The following is a 16,278-nucleotide window of genomic DNA, read 5'->3' as shown; positions in this document are numbered from 1 at the left end:
CATGGACCTGAGCTATTCCGCCGACGAACTTGCCTTTCAGGACGAATTGCGCGCCTTCCTGCGTGACGAACTGCCGACCGAGATCGCGGACAAGGTGCGCACCGGGCAGGACCTAGCCAAGGCCGATATGGACCGTTGGCACACGATCCTGAACAACCGCGGCTGGCTGGCGCAGAACTGGCCCAAAGCCTTTGGCGGCGCCGAGTGGAGCGCGGTGCAGCGCCACATCTACGACGTGGAGGCCTCGGCCGCCCACGCTCCACGCATCGTGCCCTTTGGCCTCTCGATGCTCGGCCCGGTGCTGCAAAAATTCGGCTCTAAGGCACAGCAGGACCACTGGCTGCCCCGCATCCTCGATGGGTCGGACTGGTGGTGCCAGGGCTATTCCGAGCCGGGGGCGGGGTCCGACCTCGCCTCGCTGAAAACCCGCGCGGTGCGCGACGGGGACCACTACATTGTCAACGGGCAAAAGACGTGGACGACGTTGGGCCAGCACGCCAACATGATCTTCTGCCTTGTCCGTACCGACCCGGAGGTCAAGCAGCAGGAAGGGATATCGTTCCTGCTGATCGACATGGACAGCCCCGGGGTCGAGGTGCGGCCCATCATCCTGCTGGATGGTTGTCACGAGGTGAACGAGGTCTGGTTCACGGATGTGCGCGTGCCGGTCGACAACCTCGTGGGCGAGGAAAACAAGGGCTGGACCTATGCCAAATATCTGCTGACCCACGAACGCACGGGGCTCGGCGGTGTGGGGTCCAGCCAGGCGGGCCTTGCGGCGGTCAAACGGCTGGCTCGCGCCGAAAGCCACAATGGCAAGCCGCTGATCGAAAACCCCCACTTCGCCGCCCGCATCGCACAGGTGGAAATCGACATGCGCGCGATGGCCACATCAAACCTGCGCATCGTATCCCAAGCCGCCGCAGGCGGTGCACCGGGGCTTGAGGCGTCGATGCTCAAGGTCAAAGGGTCGATCATCCGTCAGGAAATCAACGACCTCGCGCGCCGCGCGGCAGGGCCTTACGCGATGCCTTTCGCCTCCGAAGCCGTTGAAGGGGCCAATGACATGATCCCCGACCCGCATGGCGCAGGACCGGTCGCGGCGCAGTATTTCAACAACCGCAAATTGTCGATCTTCGGCGGATCCAACGAAATCCAGCGCGGCATCATCGCCAAGGTCACCATGAGCGGGGGCGCCTGACATGAACTTTGACCTCACAGAAGAGCGGCAGATGCTGCAAGACACGTTGCGCCGTTATCTGCGCGACAAATACACGACCGCCACGCGGAACGAGATCCTCGACTCCGAGGCGGGCATGTCATCCGACATCTGGGCCGAGCTGGCCGAGTTGGGCATCCTCGGCGCCCTGTTCACCGAGGATCAGGGCGGCTTTGGCGGTGCGGGGTTCGACATCGCCGTGGTGTTCGAGGAGCTGGGGCGCGCAGGCGTCGTGGAACCGGTGCTCGACAGCGCTCTGATGGGCGGGCGACTGCTGGCCTCTGCCGGGCAGATGGACAAGGTTGAGGCGCTGATTGCAGGTGATCTGCACCTCGCCGTTGCCCATGGCGAACCGGGCGGGCGTTACGACATGGATCACGTCCAGACGCAGGCGAATGGAGATGCGATCACAGGGCGCAAGGCGGTCGTTATGAACGCCGAAGCCGCTGATCACATCATCGTTTCGGCCCGCAATGGTGACGACATCGCGCTCTTCCTCGTGGACAAGGGGGCCAGTGGCCTCGACATTCAGGGTTATCCCCTGCTTGCAGGTGGGCGTGCGGCCGAACTGGTGCTCGACAAAACACCGGCCACACCGCTCGGCCTAGGCATGGACGCCTTGCAAGAGGTGACGGACCTCGCCCTCGTCGCCATATCTGCCGAGGCACTGGGCGCGATGGAAACCGCCACCGCGCTGACCAAGGACTACCTGATGACGCGAAAGCAATTCGGGCGGCCCATCGGCACGTTCCAGGCGCTCGCCCACCGCATGGCCGACCTCTTGATCGAACTCGAACAGGTCCGCTCTGCCGTGATCAACGCCGCCGGGTATCTGGATGCATCCGACCGCGATCTGCACCTGTCCGCCACCAAGAACCTCATTGGCCGCGCGGGCCGTCTGGTGGCCGAGGAAGCGATCCAGATGCATGGCGGCATTGCCATGACGCAGGAATACGAACTGGCCCATATCGCCAAGCGGATCATCATGGCCGATCACCGCTTTGGCGACACCGATTACCATCTGGAGCGGTTCATTGCCCTCTCTGCCGCCTGAAGACGGGATCATAAGGGACGAAACCGGCGCGCAGACCCTGCTCGGCTACGTGGTTGATATCAGCACGGGCGACGGCACCGCGCGGTGCCACCTCGACATCGGGCCGCAGCATGGCAACCGGCACGGCGGGCTGCATGGCGGGATCATATCCTGCATGCTCGACAATGCGATGGGCTTTGCCGCGTCGCTGACGGGGAACGGGGCGGGTGATACGCGCTTCATGACCATCTCGATGACGACGCAATACCTTGCTCCCGCGCGTGAGGGGCGGGTGACGGCGCATGGTGAAATCACCGGCGCGGGCCGCAACCTCGTCTTTGCCGATGGCGAGGTGACGGACGCCGCAGGCACGGTGATCGCCACGGCCACGGGCGTTTACAAACGGGTGCCGGGCCAATGATCGCGACCGGGCCATGACGTCGAACTTGCACGATCTTCTGGCCCATCAGCTTGCTATACGGCCTGACGCCCCAGCGCTCGAGGACGCCACCGGCGCGCGCTGGACTTATCGCGATCTCGCCGCTGCGGCGGATGGTTTGGTCGATACACTGGCCGCGCAGGGCGTGAGGCAAGGCGACCGCGTGATGATTGTGTCGGAAAACTGCGCCGCTGCTGTTGCAGCCCTTTTTGCCACGTGGCGCATGGGGGCTGTCGCCGTCCCGGTCAACGCCCGCCAATCCGCGCAGGAACTTGACCGGATCATCGCCCATGCAGAGCCGCGCGCGATATTCTTTACCTCCGAAGTCTCGCAAGAGGCCGCCAAACACGGCCAACGCCTCGGTGCAGACACAACCTCTGGTGTCTGGGGCCAACTCGACCTCAACTGTCCCCGCGGGGACAGTCCCAGGGCCGACGCCGATGTCGCCGTCATCCTTTACACCACCGGTACCACGGGGGATCCCAAGGGCGTAATGCTGACCCACGCAAATGTGCGGTTTGGCGGCATGACCTCGGCCCAATTCCGGGCCATGACACCTGACGATCTGATCTACGGTGTGCTGCCCAGCACCCATGTGTTCGGCCTGTGCTCGATCATTGTGGCGGCGGTCTTTGCGGGCGCGCCTGTGCGGCTGATCCCGCGCTTTGACGTGGCGGCGGTCTATGACGGTTTGCGCGACGGAATTACATTGTTCTCGGGCGTGCCGCAGATGCACGCGCTGCTTATGGCGCATGCGCGCGCAAAGGGGTTGGATCGGCTGGGTTCTGACACGCTGCGCTTTGTGTCCTCGGGTGCGGCCCCGCTCGATCCCACGTGGAAACGCGAGGCCGAGGCGTTCTATGGCGTGGCGCTGCAGAACGGATACGGGCTGACGGAAAGCACGGCGGGGGCGGCGGCCACTTCCAATCCGATGGGCGATCCCGACACGTCCGTTGGTCCGCCCCTGCCGGGTATCGAGATTGCCATCGACCAAGCGGTTGAGGGCGGTGGCGATGGCATGGGCGAGGTACTGACGCGCGGCCCGCATGTAATGAAAGGGTACTTCCGGGCGCCTGACCTGACAGCGGCTGTACTTGGTGGGAATGGCTGGTTGCGCACGGGTGACCTGGGCCGGATCGACGAGGCCGGGCATCTGCACATTCTGGGCCGGTCGAAGGAATTGATCATCCATGGCGGGTTCAACGTCTATCCGCCCGAGGTCGAGGCGGCGCTGAACGATCATCCGGAGGTGATTCAGGCCGCGGTCGTCGGGCGGCGCAAAGCGGGGGACGAGGAAGTGCTGGCCTTTGTCCAGGTGGCGCAAGGGAGCACGCTGAGCGAAGAGACCTTGCGCATCTTCGTGCGCGATCGGCTGGCCGGGTACAAGCGACCTGCGCGCTACGTGTTTGCCAACAGCCTGCCTGCGGCACCCACGGGCAAGGTGCTGAAACACAAGCTGATCGACACGTTTTCAGACGACCTGCAGTGAAACGGAGTGCGACGCGCATTCCGGCTATTTTTCGATGCGAAAAATGCGAGGTGGCTGGCGTTGGCTCTGAACAGGATCAGGCCCAGACGCCCTCGGCAGCCGCGCGGATGGCGCGGATGTTCTCTCCGTAAGGGGCCGGGTCGCTGACCGAACCGCCCCGGAACACGGCCGAGCCTGCCACCAGCACATCTGCGCCCGCCTGTGCCACGGTTGGCGCGGTTTTCGGGTCCACGCCGCCGTCGATTTCGATATGCACCTCGCGGTCCCCGATCATCGTGCGCAGCGCCTTGATCTTGGCGCTCATGTCGATGAACTTTTGCCCGCCAAAGCCGGGGTTGACCGTCATCACACAGATCAGGTCGACCATGTCCATAAGCTCTTCGACTGCCGCCGCTGGCGTGCCGGGGTTTAACGCCACGCCCGCCTTCATGCCGGCGCCGCGAATGGCCTGAAGTGTGCGGTGGATGTGCGGACCGGCCTCTACATGGGCGGTCAGCACGTCCGCACCGGCCTGCGCAAAGGCGTCGATGTAAGGATCGACCGGGGCAATCATCAGGTGCACGTCCATCACCCCCTTGATGTGGGGGCGAATGGCGGCACAGGTCGCGGGACCAAAGGTGATGTTGGGCACGAAATGCCCGTCCATCACGTCCACATGAATCCAGTCCGCGCCTTGCCCTTCGACGGCTGCGCATTCCGCACCGAAATTGGCAAAATCTGCGGCGAGGATCGAGGGGGCGATCTTGATGGCGCGATCAAAGGTCATGTGCGGCTCCTGTGAGATGTGGTCGCGATATATCCATCTACGCGCCGCGTGGAAAGGGGCCCTTCGGGGAGGATTTTTGGGGAACAGAGAAGGACGCAGGCCAGTGCGATGTTGCAAACGGACGGGGATTTGTGATTTCGGCTCAGTTTAATTTGACTTTCGAATTAAAGCGGGCAACTGTGTGCGTCAGGGAGGAATGCGATGTATCTGGGTCTTGATCTGGGCACGTCAGGTGTCAAGGCGTTGCTGGTGGACGGCGATGGCCGCGCGGTTGGCAGTGCCGATGCCACCTATGAGGTGTCAAACCCCGCGGCGGGGTGGAGCGAACAGGATCCTGCCGATTGGATCGCGGGTGTTACGGCGGTGCTGGCATCCTTGCGCGCGGCGTATCCGGCCGCGTTTGGCGCCGTACGCGGTCTGGCCCTGTCCGGGCACATGCACGGCGCGGTCATGGTCGATGCCGCAGATACAGTGCTGCGCCCCTGCATCCTGTGGAACGACACGCGCAGCTTTGCCGAGGCCGCCCGGATGGATGCCGACCCGCAGGCCCGCGCGATCAGTGGCAACATCGTGTTTCCCGGCTTTACCGCGCCGAAACTGGCCTGGGTCGCCGCGCATGAACCCGAGACCTTTGCCAGGGTCGCAAAGGTCATGTTACCCAAGGATTACGTTGTCTGGTGGCTCACCGGGCGTCATGCGACCGAGATGTCAGATGCCGCTGGCACCGCTTGGCTGGACGTGGGCGCGCGCGCCTTTTCCGACGACCTGCTCGCCCTTGGCGGCATGAACGCTGACCAGATGCCAGACCTTTTGGAAGGCACCGACGTTGTGGGTGACGTGCAGGCCGCGCGGGCCGATCTTGGCCTGCCTGCTGGCTGTGTTGTCGTGGCAGGCGGGGCCGACAATGCCGTGGCCGCCTGTGGTGTGGGCGCGCTGGGCGAGGGCGAGGGGTTTGTCTCTCTCGGGACCTCTGGCGTCGTGCTGACGGGTCGGGACCGCTATGCGCCCATGGCCGACAGCGCGGTGCACACCTTTTGCCACGCTGTGCCGGGGCGATGGTATCAGATGGGCGTGGTGCTGGCCGCAACGGACAGCCTGAACTGGTTGTCGCGGATCACCGGCCAGTCGGCGGCGGCTCTGTCGAACGCTTTGGGCGAGGCGCTGCTGCCTCCGCCAGATGTGAAATTCTACCCCTATCTGTCCGGCGAACGCACGCCGCATAATGATGCGCAGGTGCGGGGCGGATTTACCGGGCTCGACATTGCCTCCGGTCCTGCCGACCTTACCCGCGCCGTGATGACCGGGGTCAGCTTTGCCCTGCGCGACAGTTTCGAGGCGCTGCGCAAGACGGGCGCCACGCTTGACAGCGCGCTGGCCATCGGGGGCGGCAGCCGGTCAGATCACTGGACACGGATGCTGGCCACCACGCTCAACATTCCGCTGGAACGCCCGGACGAAAGCGCATTCGGCGCTGCCCTTGGCGCAGCCCGCATCGCCATGTGCGGCGTGACGGGCGATGACCCCGCCAGCATCATGACCAAACCACCCATTGTGGATGTGATCGACCCCGATCCGGCCCTGACATCCGCCTATGATGACGCCTATCGCGGCTTTGCCGCCGCTTACCCAACTTTGAAAGCCATGCCATGACCACAGGATTTTTTGACGCCGTTGCCCCCGCCACCTACGAGGGGCCGGACAGCACCAACCCCATGGCCTTCCGCCACTACAACCCGGACGAGATGGTGATGGGCAAGCGGATGGAGGACCATCTGCGTTTTGCCGTCGCCTATTGGCATTCCTTCGCATGGGAGGGGGCGACCCCTTTGGTGGGCAGACCTTTATCCGCCCTTGGCATCCGCAGGACGATATGGGCCGCGCCAAGATGAAGGCGGATGTGGCGTTCGAGATGTTCGAGCGCCTCGGCGTGCCGTTCTTTTGCTGGCACGACGCTGATGTGCGCCCCGAGGGGGCGACATTGGCTGAAAGCATCGCGCGGCTCGACGAGATCACCGATTACATGATGGGCAAGATGGAGCAGACCGGCGTTGGCCTGCTTTGGGGCACCGCCAACATGTTCAGCCACCGCCGCTGGATGTCCGGGGCCTCGACCAACCCCGACCCGGATGTGTTCGCCTATGCCGCCGCCACGGTGAAGTCCTGCATGGACAACACGCTCAAGATGGGCGGGCAGAACTATGTCCTCTGGGGCGGGCGCGAGGGGTACGAGACCCTGCTCAACACCGATATGGGGCGCGAGCTGGACCATATGGGCCGCTTCCTCAACATGGTGGTCGAGTACAAGCACAAGATCGGGTTCAAGGGACAGATCCTGGTGGAGCCAAAACCCCAGGAGCCGTCCAAGCACCAGTATGACTTCGATGCGGCGACCTGCATCGGTTTCCTGCGCAAATACGGGCTGGAGGACGAGGTGAAGCTGAACCTCGAACAGGGGCATGCGATCCTTGCCGGACATTCGTTCGAGCACGAGATTGCGGTGGCGGCGAGCGAGGGGATGCTCGGCTCCATCGACATGAACCGCAATGACTACCAGTCGGGCTGGGACACCGATCAATTCCCCAACAACGTGCCTGAAGTGGCGCTGTGCTATTACCACATCCTGCAGGCGGGGGGCCTTGGCCTTGGGGGCACCAACTTTGATGCGAAGCTGCGACGCCAAAGCCTGGACGCCGAAGACCTGATTGCCGCCCATGTGGGCGCGATGGACATCTGTGCGCGGGGCCTCAAGGCGGCGGCGGCGATGATCGAGGATGGCGGCTTGCAGGACGCGGTGACCGCCCGTTACGCAGGTTGGGACACGGCCGAGGCCAAGGCGATGCTCGACAGCGATCTCGCCTCGATTTCCGAGCGGGTGTTGGGCGAGGGGATCGAACCGCAGCCGCATTCGGGCCGTCAGGAGATACTGGAAAACCATGTCTCGCGTTTCGTTTAAGGCGCTTGCCGTCTGGCTGTTGGCTGCCCCGGCGGGGGCGGCTGACCTGCCTTACGCCGAACCCGTCTTTCCACAGCTTGACAGCGCGCAGATCGAATTGGGGCAGTTGCTGTTCTATGATCCGATCCTGTCGGGGTCGAAAACGGTCAGTTGCGCCACCTGCCACCACCCCAAATTCGCCACGGGCGACGCAGTGTCGCTGGGCTTGGGCGACGGGGGCAGTGGCCTTGGGCCCGACCGCGTTGTGGACACGGATAACCTCCCCGAACAGCGCATCCCGCGCAACGCGCCACCTCTGTTCAACCTTGGGGCCAGCGAGTTCACCGTATTCTTCCATGACGGGCGGCTGGAACAGGACGCCACCCGCGCCTCGGGCATCCGCACGCCATTGGGGGCAGAGATGGAGATGGGCTTTGCCTCGGCCCTGTCGGCCCAATCCATGTTCCCGGTGCTGTCCCCGGATGAGATGGCCGGGCATTACGCCGAAAATGACGTGGCACAGGCGGTGCGCCAGGGGCTGCTGACCGGTCCGGGCGGAGCGTGGGACATCCTCGCGCAGCGGGTCGCGGCGATCCCGGAGTATCGGGCGCGCTTTGATGACGTGATCGGGGAGGAAGCGATCGGATTCACCGACATCTCGGATGCCGTCGCCGCGTTCCTGGACTTCGAATGGCGGGGCGTGGCCAGCCCCTTCGACCTCTACCTGCGCAACGGGACCGAGATGGACCCTGCAGCCATGCGGGGGATGGACCTGTTCTACGGCAAGGCTGATTGCGCCAGCTGTCACGCGGGCCGCTTCCAGACCGACCATGATTTCCACGCCATCGCCATGCCCCAGATCGGGCCGGGCAAGGCGGCGCGCTTTGAATCCCATGCGCGCGATACGGGCCGGATGCGCGTGACGGGCGATCCCGAGGATGCCTATGCGTTCCGCACGCCGCCGCTGCGCAACGTCGCGCAGACCGGGCCTTATGGGCATTCGGGGGCCTATGCGACGCTGGAAGGGGTGGTGCGCCATCACCTCGATCCGGTGGCATCCCTGCGGACCTATGACATTTCCCAAGCGGTGATGCCGGGCTTGGATGCGGACGATCTGCGGGTGATGAGTGACGTGGAGGAGGTGGACGCAATCGCGGCGGCCAATGACCTTGCGCCGATGACGCTGTCGGATGCCGAGGTCGACGACCTCATCGCTTTCCTCAACGCACTGACCGACCCGCAAAGCATCCGCGGCGCGCTCGGCGTGCCGGATGCGGTCCCTAGCGGTCTGCCCGTAGACCGCTAGGGCGGGGACACCCCCGCCTTACGGCGTGATGTTGATGTGCTGATTTGCGGCCACGTTCCGCCACTCTGACCAGCCCTGATGCGGCCAGCGGACGCGCAGGCGGATTGCATCCGCCTTACCAAGGCCAAAGTGCTGCGGGCCGGCGATGCCGCCTGCATGGCCCCCGCCCACCGTGATCTCACGTGCCTGAACCTGTGTGCCGTCATCAACCTCGATCCAGGCGCCGACCGCTTGGGTATTGGCACCCTCCTGTGCCAGAGACACGCTAAACCACTGGCCCGTATCGACACTTACGTTCTGCCAGACCTCCAGCGGCGCGCGGCGGTTCACGACCGCGAGGTCGAGCAATCCATCCGCGTTGAAGTCCACCAGTGCCGCCCCACGCCCACGATGGAGCGAGGCGACGCCAGCCACATCCCCCACCTCGGCAAAGCTGCCATTTGCGCTCCCGACCAACAGGTTGTTGGGGTCTTCCATCGCGTTGCCCGGCATCTGCTGCACATTGCCCTTGGCAATGAACGCGTCATCCCAGCCATCGTTGTTCACGTCGCCAAAGGCGATGTGCCACCCGGTCGAGGGGCGGCCATCGTCACCGATATACGGGCGCTGCGCCGTGGTGCCGGTGGCAAAGGGCACGTCGACATAGCTGGGCGCGTCCGACGTCTGGCGCATCAGCCGCTGATCGCCCATCGAGCTGAGATAGACCTCGTCCCGGCCATCGCGATCCAGATCGCGCGCGGCAATGCCCATGCCCCAGAGCATGTGGCGCGCCCAGCCTTCATCTTCCGTAAACAGGCGCGGGGAGTCTTCCATCGCCCAGAGCTGTTCCTGTCCGTCGCGCACGTAATAGTGCCGGTCATTGGACACGCGCAGATCGGCGCGGCCCGTGCGGGACCAGTCCGTGAACAGCATGGACAAGGCGCAGTGGCCGGGGGTGAGGTCGGTGACGGCGTACGCGCTGCCGTCGGGGCGCCAAAGGTGGTTGACGTCACAGGCCTCGAACGGACCTTCGGGATCGGAGCGGTCGACATAGTGGCCAAAGGCGAGGGTGGGGCGGGACTGTCCGGCCTCCCACGTGGCGGAAAAGGCGGTGCTCCACTGATCGCCCGTTTCAAAGGGCACCGGTTCGAACTGGCAATCGCCCAGCCCGCGCAGGACAGCATCGGGACCGACTCGCAGGATCACGAGGTCAAGCAGGCCATCATTGTCGATGTCGAGCGGGTAGGCCCCGGTGGTGCCAGTCAGGGCGAGGCTGTCGGGGGTTGCATCCTCAAACGACAGCGCACCGCCTGGCATTGACGTGTTGCGCAGCAGCATCAAGGGGTTCGACCCGCCTGCCGCGACCAAGTCAGGGCGCGCATCGCCATCGCAATCCAGGACGGCCAGACCGCCGCCGACAAAGTGTTCCCACCCGCCGTCATAGGTGTGGGCAGGCACGTCCACAGGCTGAAACAGGGGCGCATCGTTCGCCCATGCCTGCCCGGTCATGAGCAGGGACGCCACCAGACAGTTACGCATCCTCGAGTGCCTCGACTGCAGTGTCCTGAACGAACTCTAGGGCATAGGCTGCCGCCCCCCGCGCCCACATCAGGTTGTCCCACTTGTGCACGACGACCGCCGGGGCGGGTTTGTCGATCTCGACGATGCTTTTGCGCATCTCTTCGATGACGGCATCGGCGTAGAGGTGGTCAAACTGCATCTGCTCGCCCGCCAGGATCACCAGCTCAGGATCAAAGATGTTCACGAGGTTGGCCAGGCCCATGGCAAACATCTTGCCCGCGCGTTCGATCACGGTGCGGGCTGTGGGGTCGCCCGCCTTGGCCGCGGTCAACACGGTGCTGACGGCTTGGGACGTGGAGGTGGTCAGGCTGACGCCGCCGACGCTCGTGGCCTCGCGCACAAGGGCGTAGTCGGCCACGTAAGCCTCAAGGCATCCGCGCTGACCGCACCGGCACAGGGCGCCATCGAGATGCACCTTGGTGTGCCCGAACTCGGCCCCGCATCCCCGGGTGCCACGATAGAGCTGACCGCCCAGCACCATGCCCATGCCCACACCGCTTTCGATGGTGATGACGATGAAATCGGAATGATCCTTGCCGATGCCAAAGGTCAGTTCGGCCATGGCGACAAGGTTGGCGTCATTGTCGACATAGACCGCGACGCCCAACCGGTCCGACAACACGGTGCTCAGCGGGACATTGCGTTGATCCAGCGACGGTGACCAGTAGACCAGCCCGTGATCGGCGTCGACCACACCGGCCAGCCCGACACCAACGCCTGATAGGTCGGAAAGACTCCGGTCAACCTTGGCCGTGAGGGCCACCAGCCCCTCGGCAATCTCGTCTGCAAGGGCTGCGGCACTCAAACGGCCCACGTTGATGTCACGTTCGTGATCCGCGATGTGGACACCTTCGAAATCGACCAGAACGAGGGAAATGGACGTGTCCGACACTTTGAGGCCCGCAATCAAATGCGCCTGGCCCGCGATCTTGAGATCGACGCGCGGGCGGCCCCGCGCGGCCTCGTCACTGCGTGATTCGCGGGGCACTTCCGCGATCAGTCCGCCGCGCAAAAGCTCGGCCGTGACCGAGGTCACGGTGGCCCGGCTGATGCCAGTCCGCTCTGCCAAATCGATGCGTGGAAGCGGGCCGCGCTGCGAGATTTCCCGCAAAAGCAGCCGTCTGCTTTCGACCTTCTGGTGACCGAACGCCATGAAAAGACTTTCTTTTTTCCTCCCGGCCGCGGCAGCGCCCCAGCCTCCCTGATTGGGATGATGACGGTTTTTTCACGAACTGTCCAATTTAATTTGCTTTTCGAATTTAAACCGCTAACAATGAGCCACCGCCCGGAAAACGACCGGGGCGGGCATAGTCTTTGGGAGGACACCTAATGAAACGACGCACGATACTCGGCGCCCTTGCGGCTGCCACGATGTTCTCGACTCCGGTCTTTGCAGACGGTCACGGCGTGACTGTTGGCGTAAGCTGGTCGAACTTCCAGGAAGAGCGCTGGAAAACGGACGAAGCCGCGATCAAATCGCAGCTGGAAGCGCTGGGCGCGAAATACATCTCTGCCGACGCGCAAGCCTCTGCTGCCAAGCAGCTGACCGATGTTGAGGCCCTGATCGCTCAAGGCGCCGACGCCCTGATCATCCTCGCGATGGACAAGGACGCCATCGGCCCCGCCATCGACCAGGCCGACAACGAAGGCATCCCGGTTGTGGGCTATGACCGTCTGATCGAAGACGCGCGCACCTTCTACCTGACATTCGACAACAAGGGTGTGGGCCGTATCATCGCCGAGACCGTGAAGGCCGCACAGCCCGAAGGCAACTTTGCCATCATCAAGGGCGACAAGGGCGACCCCAACGCCGGCTTCCTGCTGGAAGGCATGATGGAAGTCATCGGTGACGACGTTGCCGCGGGCAAGATCAACATCGTGGGCGAGGCGTTCTCGGACGGGTGGAAGCCTGACAACGCGCAGAAGAACATGGAACAGATCCTGACCGCCAACGACAACAACGTCGACGCGGTTCTGAGCCAGAATGACGGCATGGCCGGTGGCGCAATCGCCGCTCTGCAAGCCCAGGGTCTGTCGGTGCCCGTTGGTGGCCAGGACGGTGACCACGCGGCCCTGAACCGCGTTGCACGCGGTGAGCAGACCGTGTCGGTCTGGAAAAACGCGCTTGACCTCGGTTCGGCCGCTGCTGACATCGCCGTGGCCCTGGCCGGTGGCGCGTCGCTCGACAGCATCGACGGTGCCGTGAAATGGTCCGGTGGTGCGAACGGTGTCGAGATGAACGCCATCTTCCTCGACCCCACGCCGATCACCAAAGACAACATCAGCGCCGTGATCGACGCTGGCCACATTGAAAAAGAAAAAGTGTGTGCCGGTGCCATGGCCGGTGTTGACGGCTGCAGCTAAGGGGTACTCCCCGCACCGGCGGCTCTTGGGTCGCCGGTGCATTTTCGAACGACTTCCAAACATCACCTGCGTGCGCCTGTCCAAGTCACTTCTTGCGGCATCCGGCACCCTATATTCTGGACACAGTGATGACTGACACAACCAACGACGCCGGACAGCCGACGCCCCCCGCCCCCAAGGGCCCTGTGGCGCGCTTTATCCAGGCGACCGAACTCGACACCCGCCTTCTGGGCATGCTGGGCGCGCTGGCCCTGATCTGGATTGGCTTTCATCTCTATGGCGCGCTGGTCAACGGCTTTGGCGCGTTCCTGACACCGCGCAACCTGTGGAACCTGAGCGTTCAGACATCCTCTATCGGGATCATGGCCTGCGGGATGGTGCTGGTCATCGTCACCCGCCATATCGACCTCTCGGTCGGCTCTGTCTTAGGCTTTTGCGCCATCGTGATGGGCGTGACCCAGGTGTGGTTCCTGCCCCAGCTGGTGGGCCTTGAGCACTGGTCGATCTGGATCATCGCCGTCATCGTAGGCCTGATCTGTGGAACACTGGTGGGCGCATTCCACGGCTACCTGATCGCTTACATGCAAATCCCCGCCTTCATCGTCACGCTGGGCGGTCTGCTGGTCTGGCGCGGTGCCGCCTTTCTCGTCGCGCGGGGCGAGACGATCTCGCCCGTGGACAGTACGTTCCGCCTGCTTGGCGGCACGCCCGAGGGCGCGGTGGGCGCGACCGGGTCGTGGATCATCGGCCTGATCGGGGCTGCCGTGGTTGTGGGCCTCGTCTTTGCGGGCCGCGCTCAGCGCAAGAAACACGGTTTTGCCCAGCGTCCGGTCTGGGCGGATGGGTTCATCGCGGCCATCGGGGCCGGGGGTGTGATCGGGGCCGTTCTGCTGGTCAACGCATACCCGTGGCCGCGCGGTGTTGTGCGCCGTTATGCGGCGGCCAATGACATCACGGTCCCAGAGGGCGGGCTGTTCATCAGCCACGGCTTTGCCATCCCTGTCCTGATCCTGCTGGTGGTCGCCATCGTCATGACGCTGGTCATGTCGCGCACACGCTTTGGCCGCTATGTCTATGCTATCGGGGGCAACCCCGAAGCGGCGGCCCTGGCGGGCATCAATACCAAGTGGATGACAGTCAAGATTTTCGCCCTAATGGGGTTCCTTACGGGTCTGTCGGCCTCGGTCGCCTCGGCCCGTCTGGGCTCGGCCACCAATGCGCTTGGCACGCTGGACGAGCTCTATGTGATCGCGGCCGCCGTGATCGGGGGCACCTCGCTTGCCGGTGGGGTTGGCACAATCTATGGCGCGGTGCTGGGCGCATTCGTGATGCAATCCCTGCAAACCGGCATGGTGCTGATCGGCTTTGACGCCGCCATTCAACAGGTCGTCGTGGGCTCTGTCCTCGTGCTGGCCGTCTATCTGGACAACCTCTACCGGAGGGCTTCGAAATGACCGCTTCCAAGCAAATTGACCGCACGGGAACGCCGCTTGTCGACATGCGTGACATCTGCATCTCGTTCGGCGGGGTTCATGCGGTCGACCACGTGTCGGTCGACCTCTATCCCGGTGAAGTCGTGGGCCTGTTGGGCCACAATGGCGCAGGCAAATCGACCCTGATCAAGATCCTGTCGGGTGCCTATGCCATGGACTCGGGAGAGATCTACGTGAACGGGGAAAAAGCGACCATCACCAACCCCCGCGACGCGCGGTCCTATAACATCGAGACGATCTACCAGACGCTCGCGCTGGCCGATAACCTTGATGCCGCCTCGAACCTGTTTCTCGGGCGCGAGTTGGTGTCGAACCTCGGCTTTGTTGATGATGACGCGATGGAGGCCGAGACGCGCAAGATCATGGCGCGCCTCAACCCGAACTTCAAAAAGTTCAAGGACCCGGTTTCGGCCCTGTCAGGCGGTCAGCGCCAGTCGGTGGCCATTGCCCGCGCCGTCTATTTCAACGCGCGTATCCTGATCATGGACGAACCCACTGCTGCCCTCGGCCCGCACGAGACGCAGATGGTGTCGGAACTGATCCAGCAGCTCAAGGCGGATGGCATCGGCATCTTCCTGATCAGCCATGACATCCATGACGTGATGGAGCTGTGTGACCGCGCATCCGTGATGAAGAACGGGAAACTCGTGGGCACGGTTGACGTTGACGACGTTACCGACGATGACCTGCTCGGAATGATCATCTTGGGCAAGAAACCGGGCGAAGCGTAATGGAAAGCTGGGCAGCACATGACAAGGCCATCGGCCTTGTCGCCGACGTTGGTGGGACAAACACGCGCCTTGCGCTTGTCGGTCAGGGTGGTGTGCTGCCGGAAACTGTGGTTAGCCGCCCGAATGCCAAATTCGACAGCTTTCTGGACCTGGCACAGGATTACTTGTCGGGCCATTCCGCGCCGCCCTTTGTCGTCATCGCGGTGGCGGGGCCGGTCGCGGGCAAACACGCCCGTCTGACGAACCGCAACTGGGATTTCGACGCCGATGCGCTGACCGAGGCGCTGGGGGCGTCCGATGTCACATTGATGAACGACCTCGAGGCACTGGGCCAAGCCGTGCCAAGCGTTGCGCCGGACGCGGTTCAACCACTGCACGAGGGGGCTACGCTGGGCGGGTCCGGTCAGGCGCTGGTCGTCGGCCTTGGCACCGGCTTTAACGTCTCCGCCGTGCACATGGCCAGCGGCGCGGTTCTGATATCCGAGATGGGCCATGCCAGCCTGCCCGCAAATGTCTTGTCCGTCCTACAGGCGCATATGCCGGATACATCGCGGTTCGACACCGTCGAAAACCTGTTTTCCGGTGTCGGCCTGCTGCGTTTGGCCCGCGTGATCGGTGTGGATGTGGACAGTGCCGAGGCCCTCGCCAAGAGCGACGACCCCCGCGCCAAGGAGGCGCTGGAGACCTGTGCCGACGCGTTCGGGCTGATGGTGCGCGAATTGGCCTATGCCTATTTTCCGCGTGCGGGCCTTTACTTCAACGGCTCGCTCGCCAAATTCCTGATGGCCCCGGAACGGCGCGAACGTGTGCTGGCGCCGCTGCGCTCTGACCCCGGCTTTGACGGCCAGTTTTCGCGTATCCCGGCCTTCCTGTTCGTGTCCGACACCGTGGCCCTCGGAGGCTGCACGGCGCGTCTGCTGGCCCGCGTGCGCGAAAGCGCCTGACG

Annotated in this window: 13 protein-coding genes and 1 pseudogene; 11 read left to right on the top strand and 3 right to left on the bottom strand. The window is 63.9% G+C overall.

Going from position 1 to position 16,278, the window contains the following annotated elements; genetic code table 11:
- Position 1 precedes the first annotated feature (1 nt).
- From ACMHLQ_RS08345 to ACMHLQ_RS08330, 4 genes are read left to right on the top strand one after another with little or no spacing between them, the layout of a single operon-like run.
- A complete protein-coding gene (locus ACMHLQ_RS08345) occupies positions 2-1,201 on the top strand; it encodes an acyl-CoA dehydrogenase family protein (protein WP_415404316.1) in 1,200 nt (399 codons plus the stop codon).
- A 1-nt stretch (position 1,202) separates the two neighbouring features.
- Positions 1,203-2,273, top strand: coding sequence for an acyl-CoA dehydrogenase family protein (locus tag ACMHLQ_RS08340; RefSeq protein ID WP_415404315.1), 1,071 nt, complete (start codon positions 1,203-1,205; stop codon positions 2,271-2,273).
- Positions 2,254-2,673, top strand: coding sequence for a PaaI family thioesterase (locus tag ACMHLQ_RS08335; RefSeq protein WP_415404314.1), 420 nt, complete (start codon positions 2,254-2,256; stop codon positions 2,671-2,673). Before ACMHLQ_RS08340 ends, ACMHLQ_RS08335 begins: the two co-directional genes overlap by 20 nt.
- 13 nt (positions 2,674-2,686) lie before the next feature.
- Positions 2,687-4,180, top strand: a complete 1,494-nt coding sequence (locus ACMHLQ_RS08330; RefSeq protein WP_415404313.1) for a class I adenylate-forming enzyme family protein — start codon at positions 2,687-2,689, stop codon at positions 4,178-4,180.
- A 76-nt stretch (positions 4,181-4,256) separates the two neighbouring features.
- Here the strand turns inward: ACMHLQ_RS08330 and rpe are convergent, their stop codons facing one another.
- Entirely contained in the window at positions 4,257-4,946 is a 690-nt protein-coding gene (gene rpe, locus ACMHLQ_RS08325; RefSeq protein ID WP_415404312.1) for a ribulose-phosphate 3-epimerase, read from the bottom strand.
- 201 nt (positions 4,947-5,147) lie between these two features.
- On the opposite strand from rpe, the gene xylB reads away from it, so the two are divergent.
- From xylB to ACMHLQ_RS08310, 3 genes and pseudogenes are all read left to right on the top strand, one after another.
- Positions 5,148-6,596: a xylulokinase gene (gene xylB / locus ACMHLQ_RS08320; protein WP_415404311.1), complete on the top strand. Its 1,449-nt coding sequence runs from the start codon at positions 5,148-5,150 to the stop codon at positions 6,594-6,596.
- Positions 6,593-7,899, top strand: a pseudogene (xylA, locus tag ACMHLQ_RS08315) (xylose isomerase). The gene xylB and the pseudogene xylA overlap by 4 nt, the downstream one beginning before the upstream one ends.
- Positions 7,880-9,184 carry a cytochrome-c peroxidase gene (locus tag ACMHLQ_RS08310; RefSeq protein ID WP_415404310.1) on the top strand — a complete coding sequence of 435 codons (1,305 nt, stop codon included), beginning with the start codon at positions 7,880-7,882 and terminating at the stop codon, positions 9,182-9,184. The pseudogene xylA and the gene ACMHLQ_RS08310 overlap by 20 nt, the downstream one beginning before the upstream one ends.
- An 18-nt stretch (positions 9,185-9,202) precedes the next feature.
- On the opposite strand, the gene ACMHLQ_RS08305 is transcribed toward ACMHLQ_RS08310, so the two are convergent.
- Together ACMHLQ_RS08305 and ACMHLQ_RS08300 are read right to left on the bottom strand one after the other, a co-directional pair.
- Entirely contained in the window at positions 9,203-10,702 is a 1,500-nt protein-coding gene (locus tag ACMHLQ_RS08305; protein ID WP_415404309.1) for a CRTAC1 family protein, read from the bottom strand.
- Positions 10,695-11,897 carry an ROK family protein gene (locus ACMHLQ_RS08300; RefSeq protein WP_415404308.1) on the bottom strand — a complete coding sequence of 401 codons (1,203 nt, stop codon included), beginning with the start codon at positions 11,895-11,897 and terminating at the stop codon, positions 10,695-10,697. Before ACMHLQ_RS08300 ends, ACMHLQ_RS08305 begins: the two co-directional genes overlap by 8 nt.
- Positions 11,898-12,073: 176 nt before the next feature.
- On the opposite strand from ACMHLQ_RS08300, the gene ACMHLQ_RS08295 reads away from it, so the two are divergent.
- The 4 genes from ACMHLQ_RS08295 (at position 12,074) to ACMHLQ_RS08280 (ending at position 16,276) form a co-directional block, all read left to right on the top strand.
- The gene (locus ACMHLQ_RS08295; RefSeq protein ID WP_415404307.1) at positions 12,074-13,108 is read left to right on the top strand and encodes a substrate-binding domain-containing protein; all 1,035 of its coding nucleotides are present in this window, start codon (positions 12,074-12,076) and stop codon (positions 13,106-13,108) included.
- A gap of 128 nt (positions 13,109-13,236) precedes the next feature.
- Complete coding sequence (locus ACMHLQ_RS08290) at positions 13,237-14,562, top strand: sugar ABC transporter permease (protein WP_415404306.1); 1,326 nt, start codon at positions 13,237-13,239, stop codon at positions 14,560-14,562.
- Positions 14,559-15,332, top strand: coding sequence for an ATP-binding cassette domain-containing protein (locus ACMHLQ_RS08285; RefSeq protein WP_415404305.1), 774 nt, complete (start codon positions 14,559-14,561; stop codon positions 15,330-15,332). Before ACMHLQ_RS08290 ends, ACMHLQ_RS08285 begins: the two co-directional genes overlap by 4 nt.
- A complete protein-coding gene (locus ACMHLQ_RS08280) occupies positions 15,332-16,276 on the top strand; it encodes a glucokinase (protein WP_415404304.1) in 945 nt (314 codons plus the stop codon). Before ACMHLQ_RS08285 ends, ACMHLQ_RS08280 begins: the two co-directional genes overlap by 1 nt.
- Positions 16,277-16,278: the final 2 nt, after the last annotated feature.

Source organism: Tateyamaria algicola (assembly GCF_047715485.1).
Lineage (GTDB): Bacteria > Pseudomonadota > Alphaproteobacteria > Rhodobacterales > Rhodobacteraceae > Tateyamaria.
The sequence above is the reverse complement of the archived record's forward strand: the minus strand, read 5'-3'. Positions and strand labels throughout refer to the sequence as shown.

What these genes read in the sequence shown, in the direction of transcription:
- ACMHLQ_RS08345 (WP_415404316.1), top strand. Translation starts at nt 2, where the DNA reads ATGGACCTGAGCTATTCCGCCGACGAACTTGCCTTTCAGGACGAATTG.
- ACMHLQ_RS08340 (WP_415404315.1), top strand. Translation starts at nt 1,203, where the DNA reads ATGAACTTTGACCTCACAGAAGAGCGGCAGATGCTGCAAGACACGTTG.
- ACMHLQ_RS08330 (WP_415404313.1), top strand. Translation starts at nt 2,687, where the DNA reads ATGACGTCGAACTTGCACGATCTTCTGGCCCATCAGCTTGCTATACGG.
- rpe (WP_415404312.1), bottom strand. Translation starts at nt 4,946, where the DNA reads ATGACCTTTGATCGCGCCATCAAGATCGCCCCCTCGATCCTCGCCGCA.
- xylB (WP_415404311.1), top strand. Translation starts at nt 5,148, where the DNA reads ATGTATCTGGGTCTTGATCTGGGCACGTCAGGTGTCAAGGCGTTGCTG.
- ACMHLQ_RS08310 (WP_415404310.1), top strand. Translation starts at nt 7,880, where the DNA reads ATGTCTCGCGTTTCGTTTAAGGCGCTTGCCGTCTGGCTGTTGGCTGCC.
- ACMHLQ_RS08305 (WP_415404309.1), bottom strand. Translation starts at nt 10,702, where the DNA reads ATGCGTAACTGTCTGGTGGCGTCCCTGCTCATGACCGGGCAGGCATGG.
- ACMHLQ_RS08300 (WP_415404308.1), bottom strand. Translation starts at nt 11,897, where the DNA reads ATGGCGTTCGGTCACCAGAAGGTCGAAAGCAGACGGCTGCTTTTGCGG.
- ACMHLQ_RS08295 (WP_415404307.1), top strand. Translation starts at nt 12,074, where the DNA reads ATGAAACGACGCACGATACTCGGCGCCCTTGCGGCTGCCACGATGTTC.
- ACMHLQ_RS08290 (WP_415404306.1), top strand. Translation starts at nt 13,237, where the DNA reads ATGACTGACACAACCAACGACGCCGGACAGCCGACGCCCCCCGCCCCC.
- ACMHLQ_RS08285 (WP_415404305.1), top strand. Translation starts at nt 14,559, where the DNA reads ATGACCGCTTCCAAGCAAATTGACCGCACGGGAACGCCGCTTGTCGAC.
- ACMHLQ_RS08280 (WP_415404304.1), top strand. Translation starts at nt 15,332, where the DNA reads ATGGAAAGCTGGGCAGCACATGACAAGGCCATCGGCCTTGTCGCCGAC.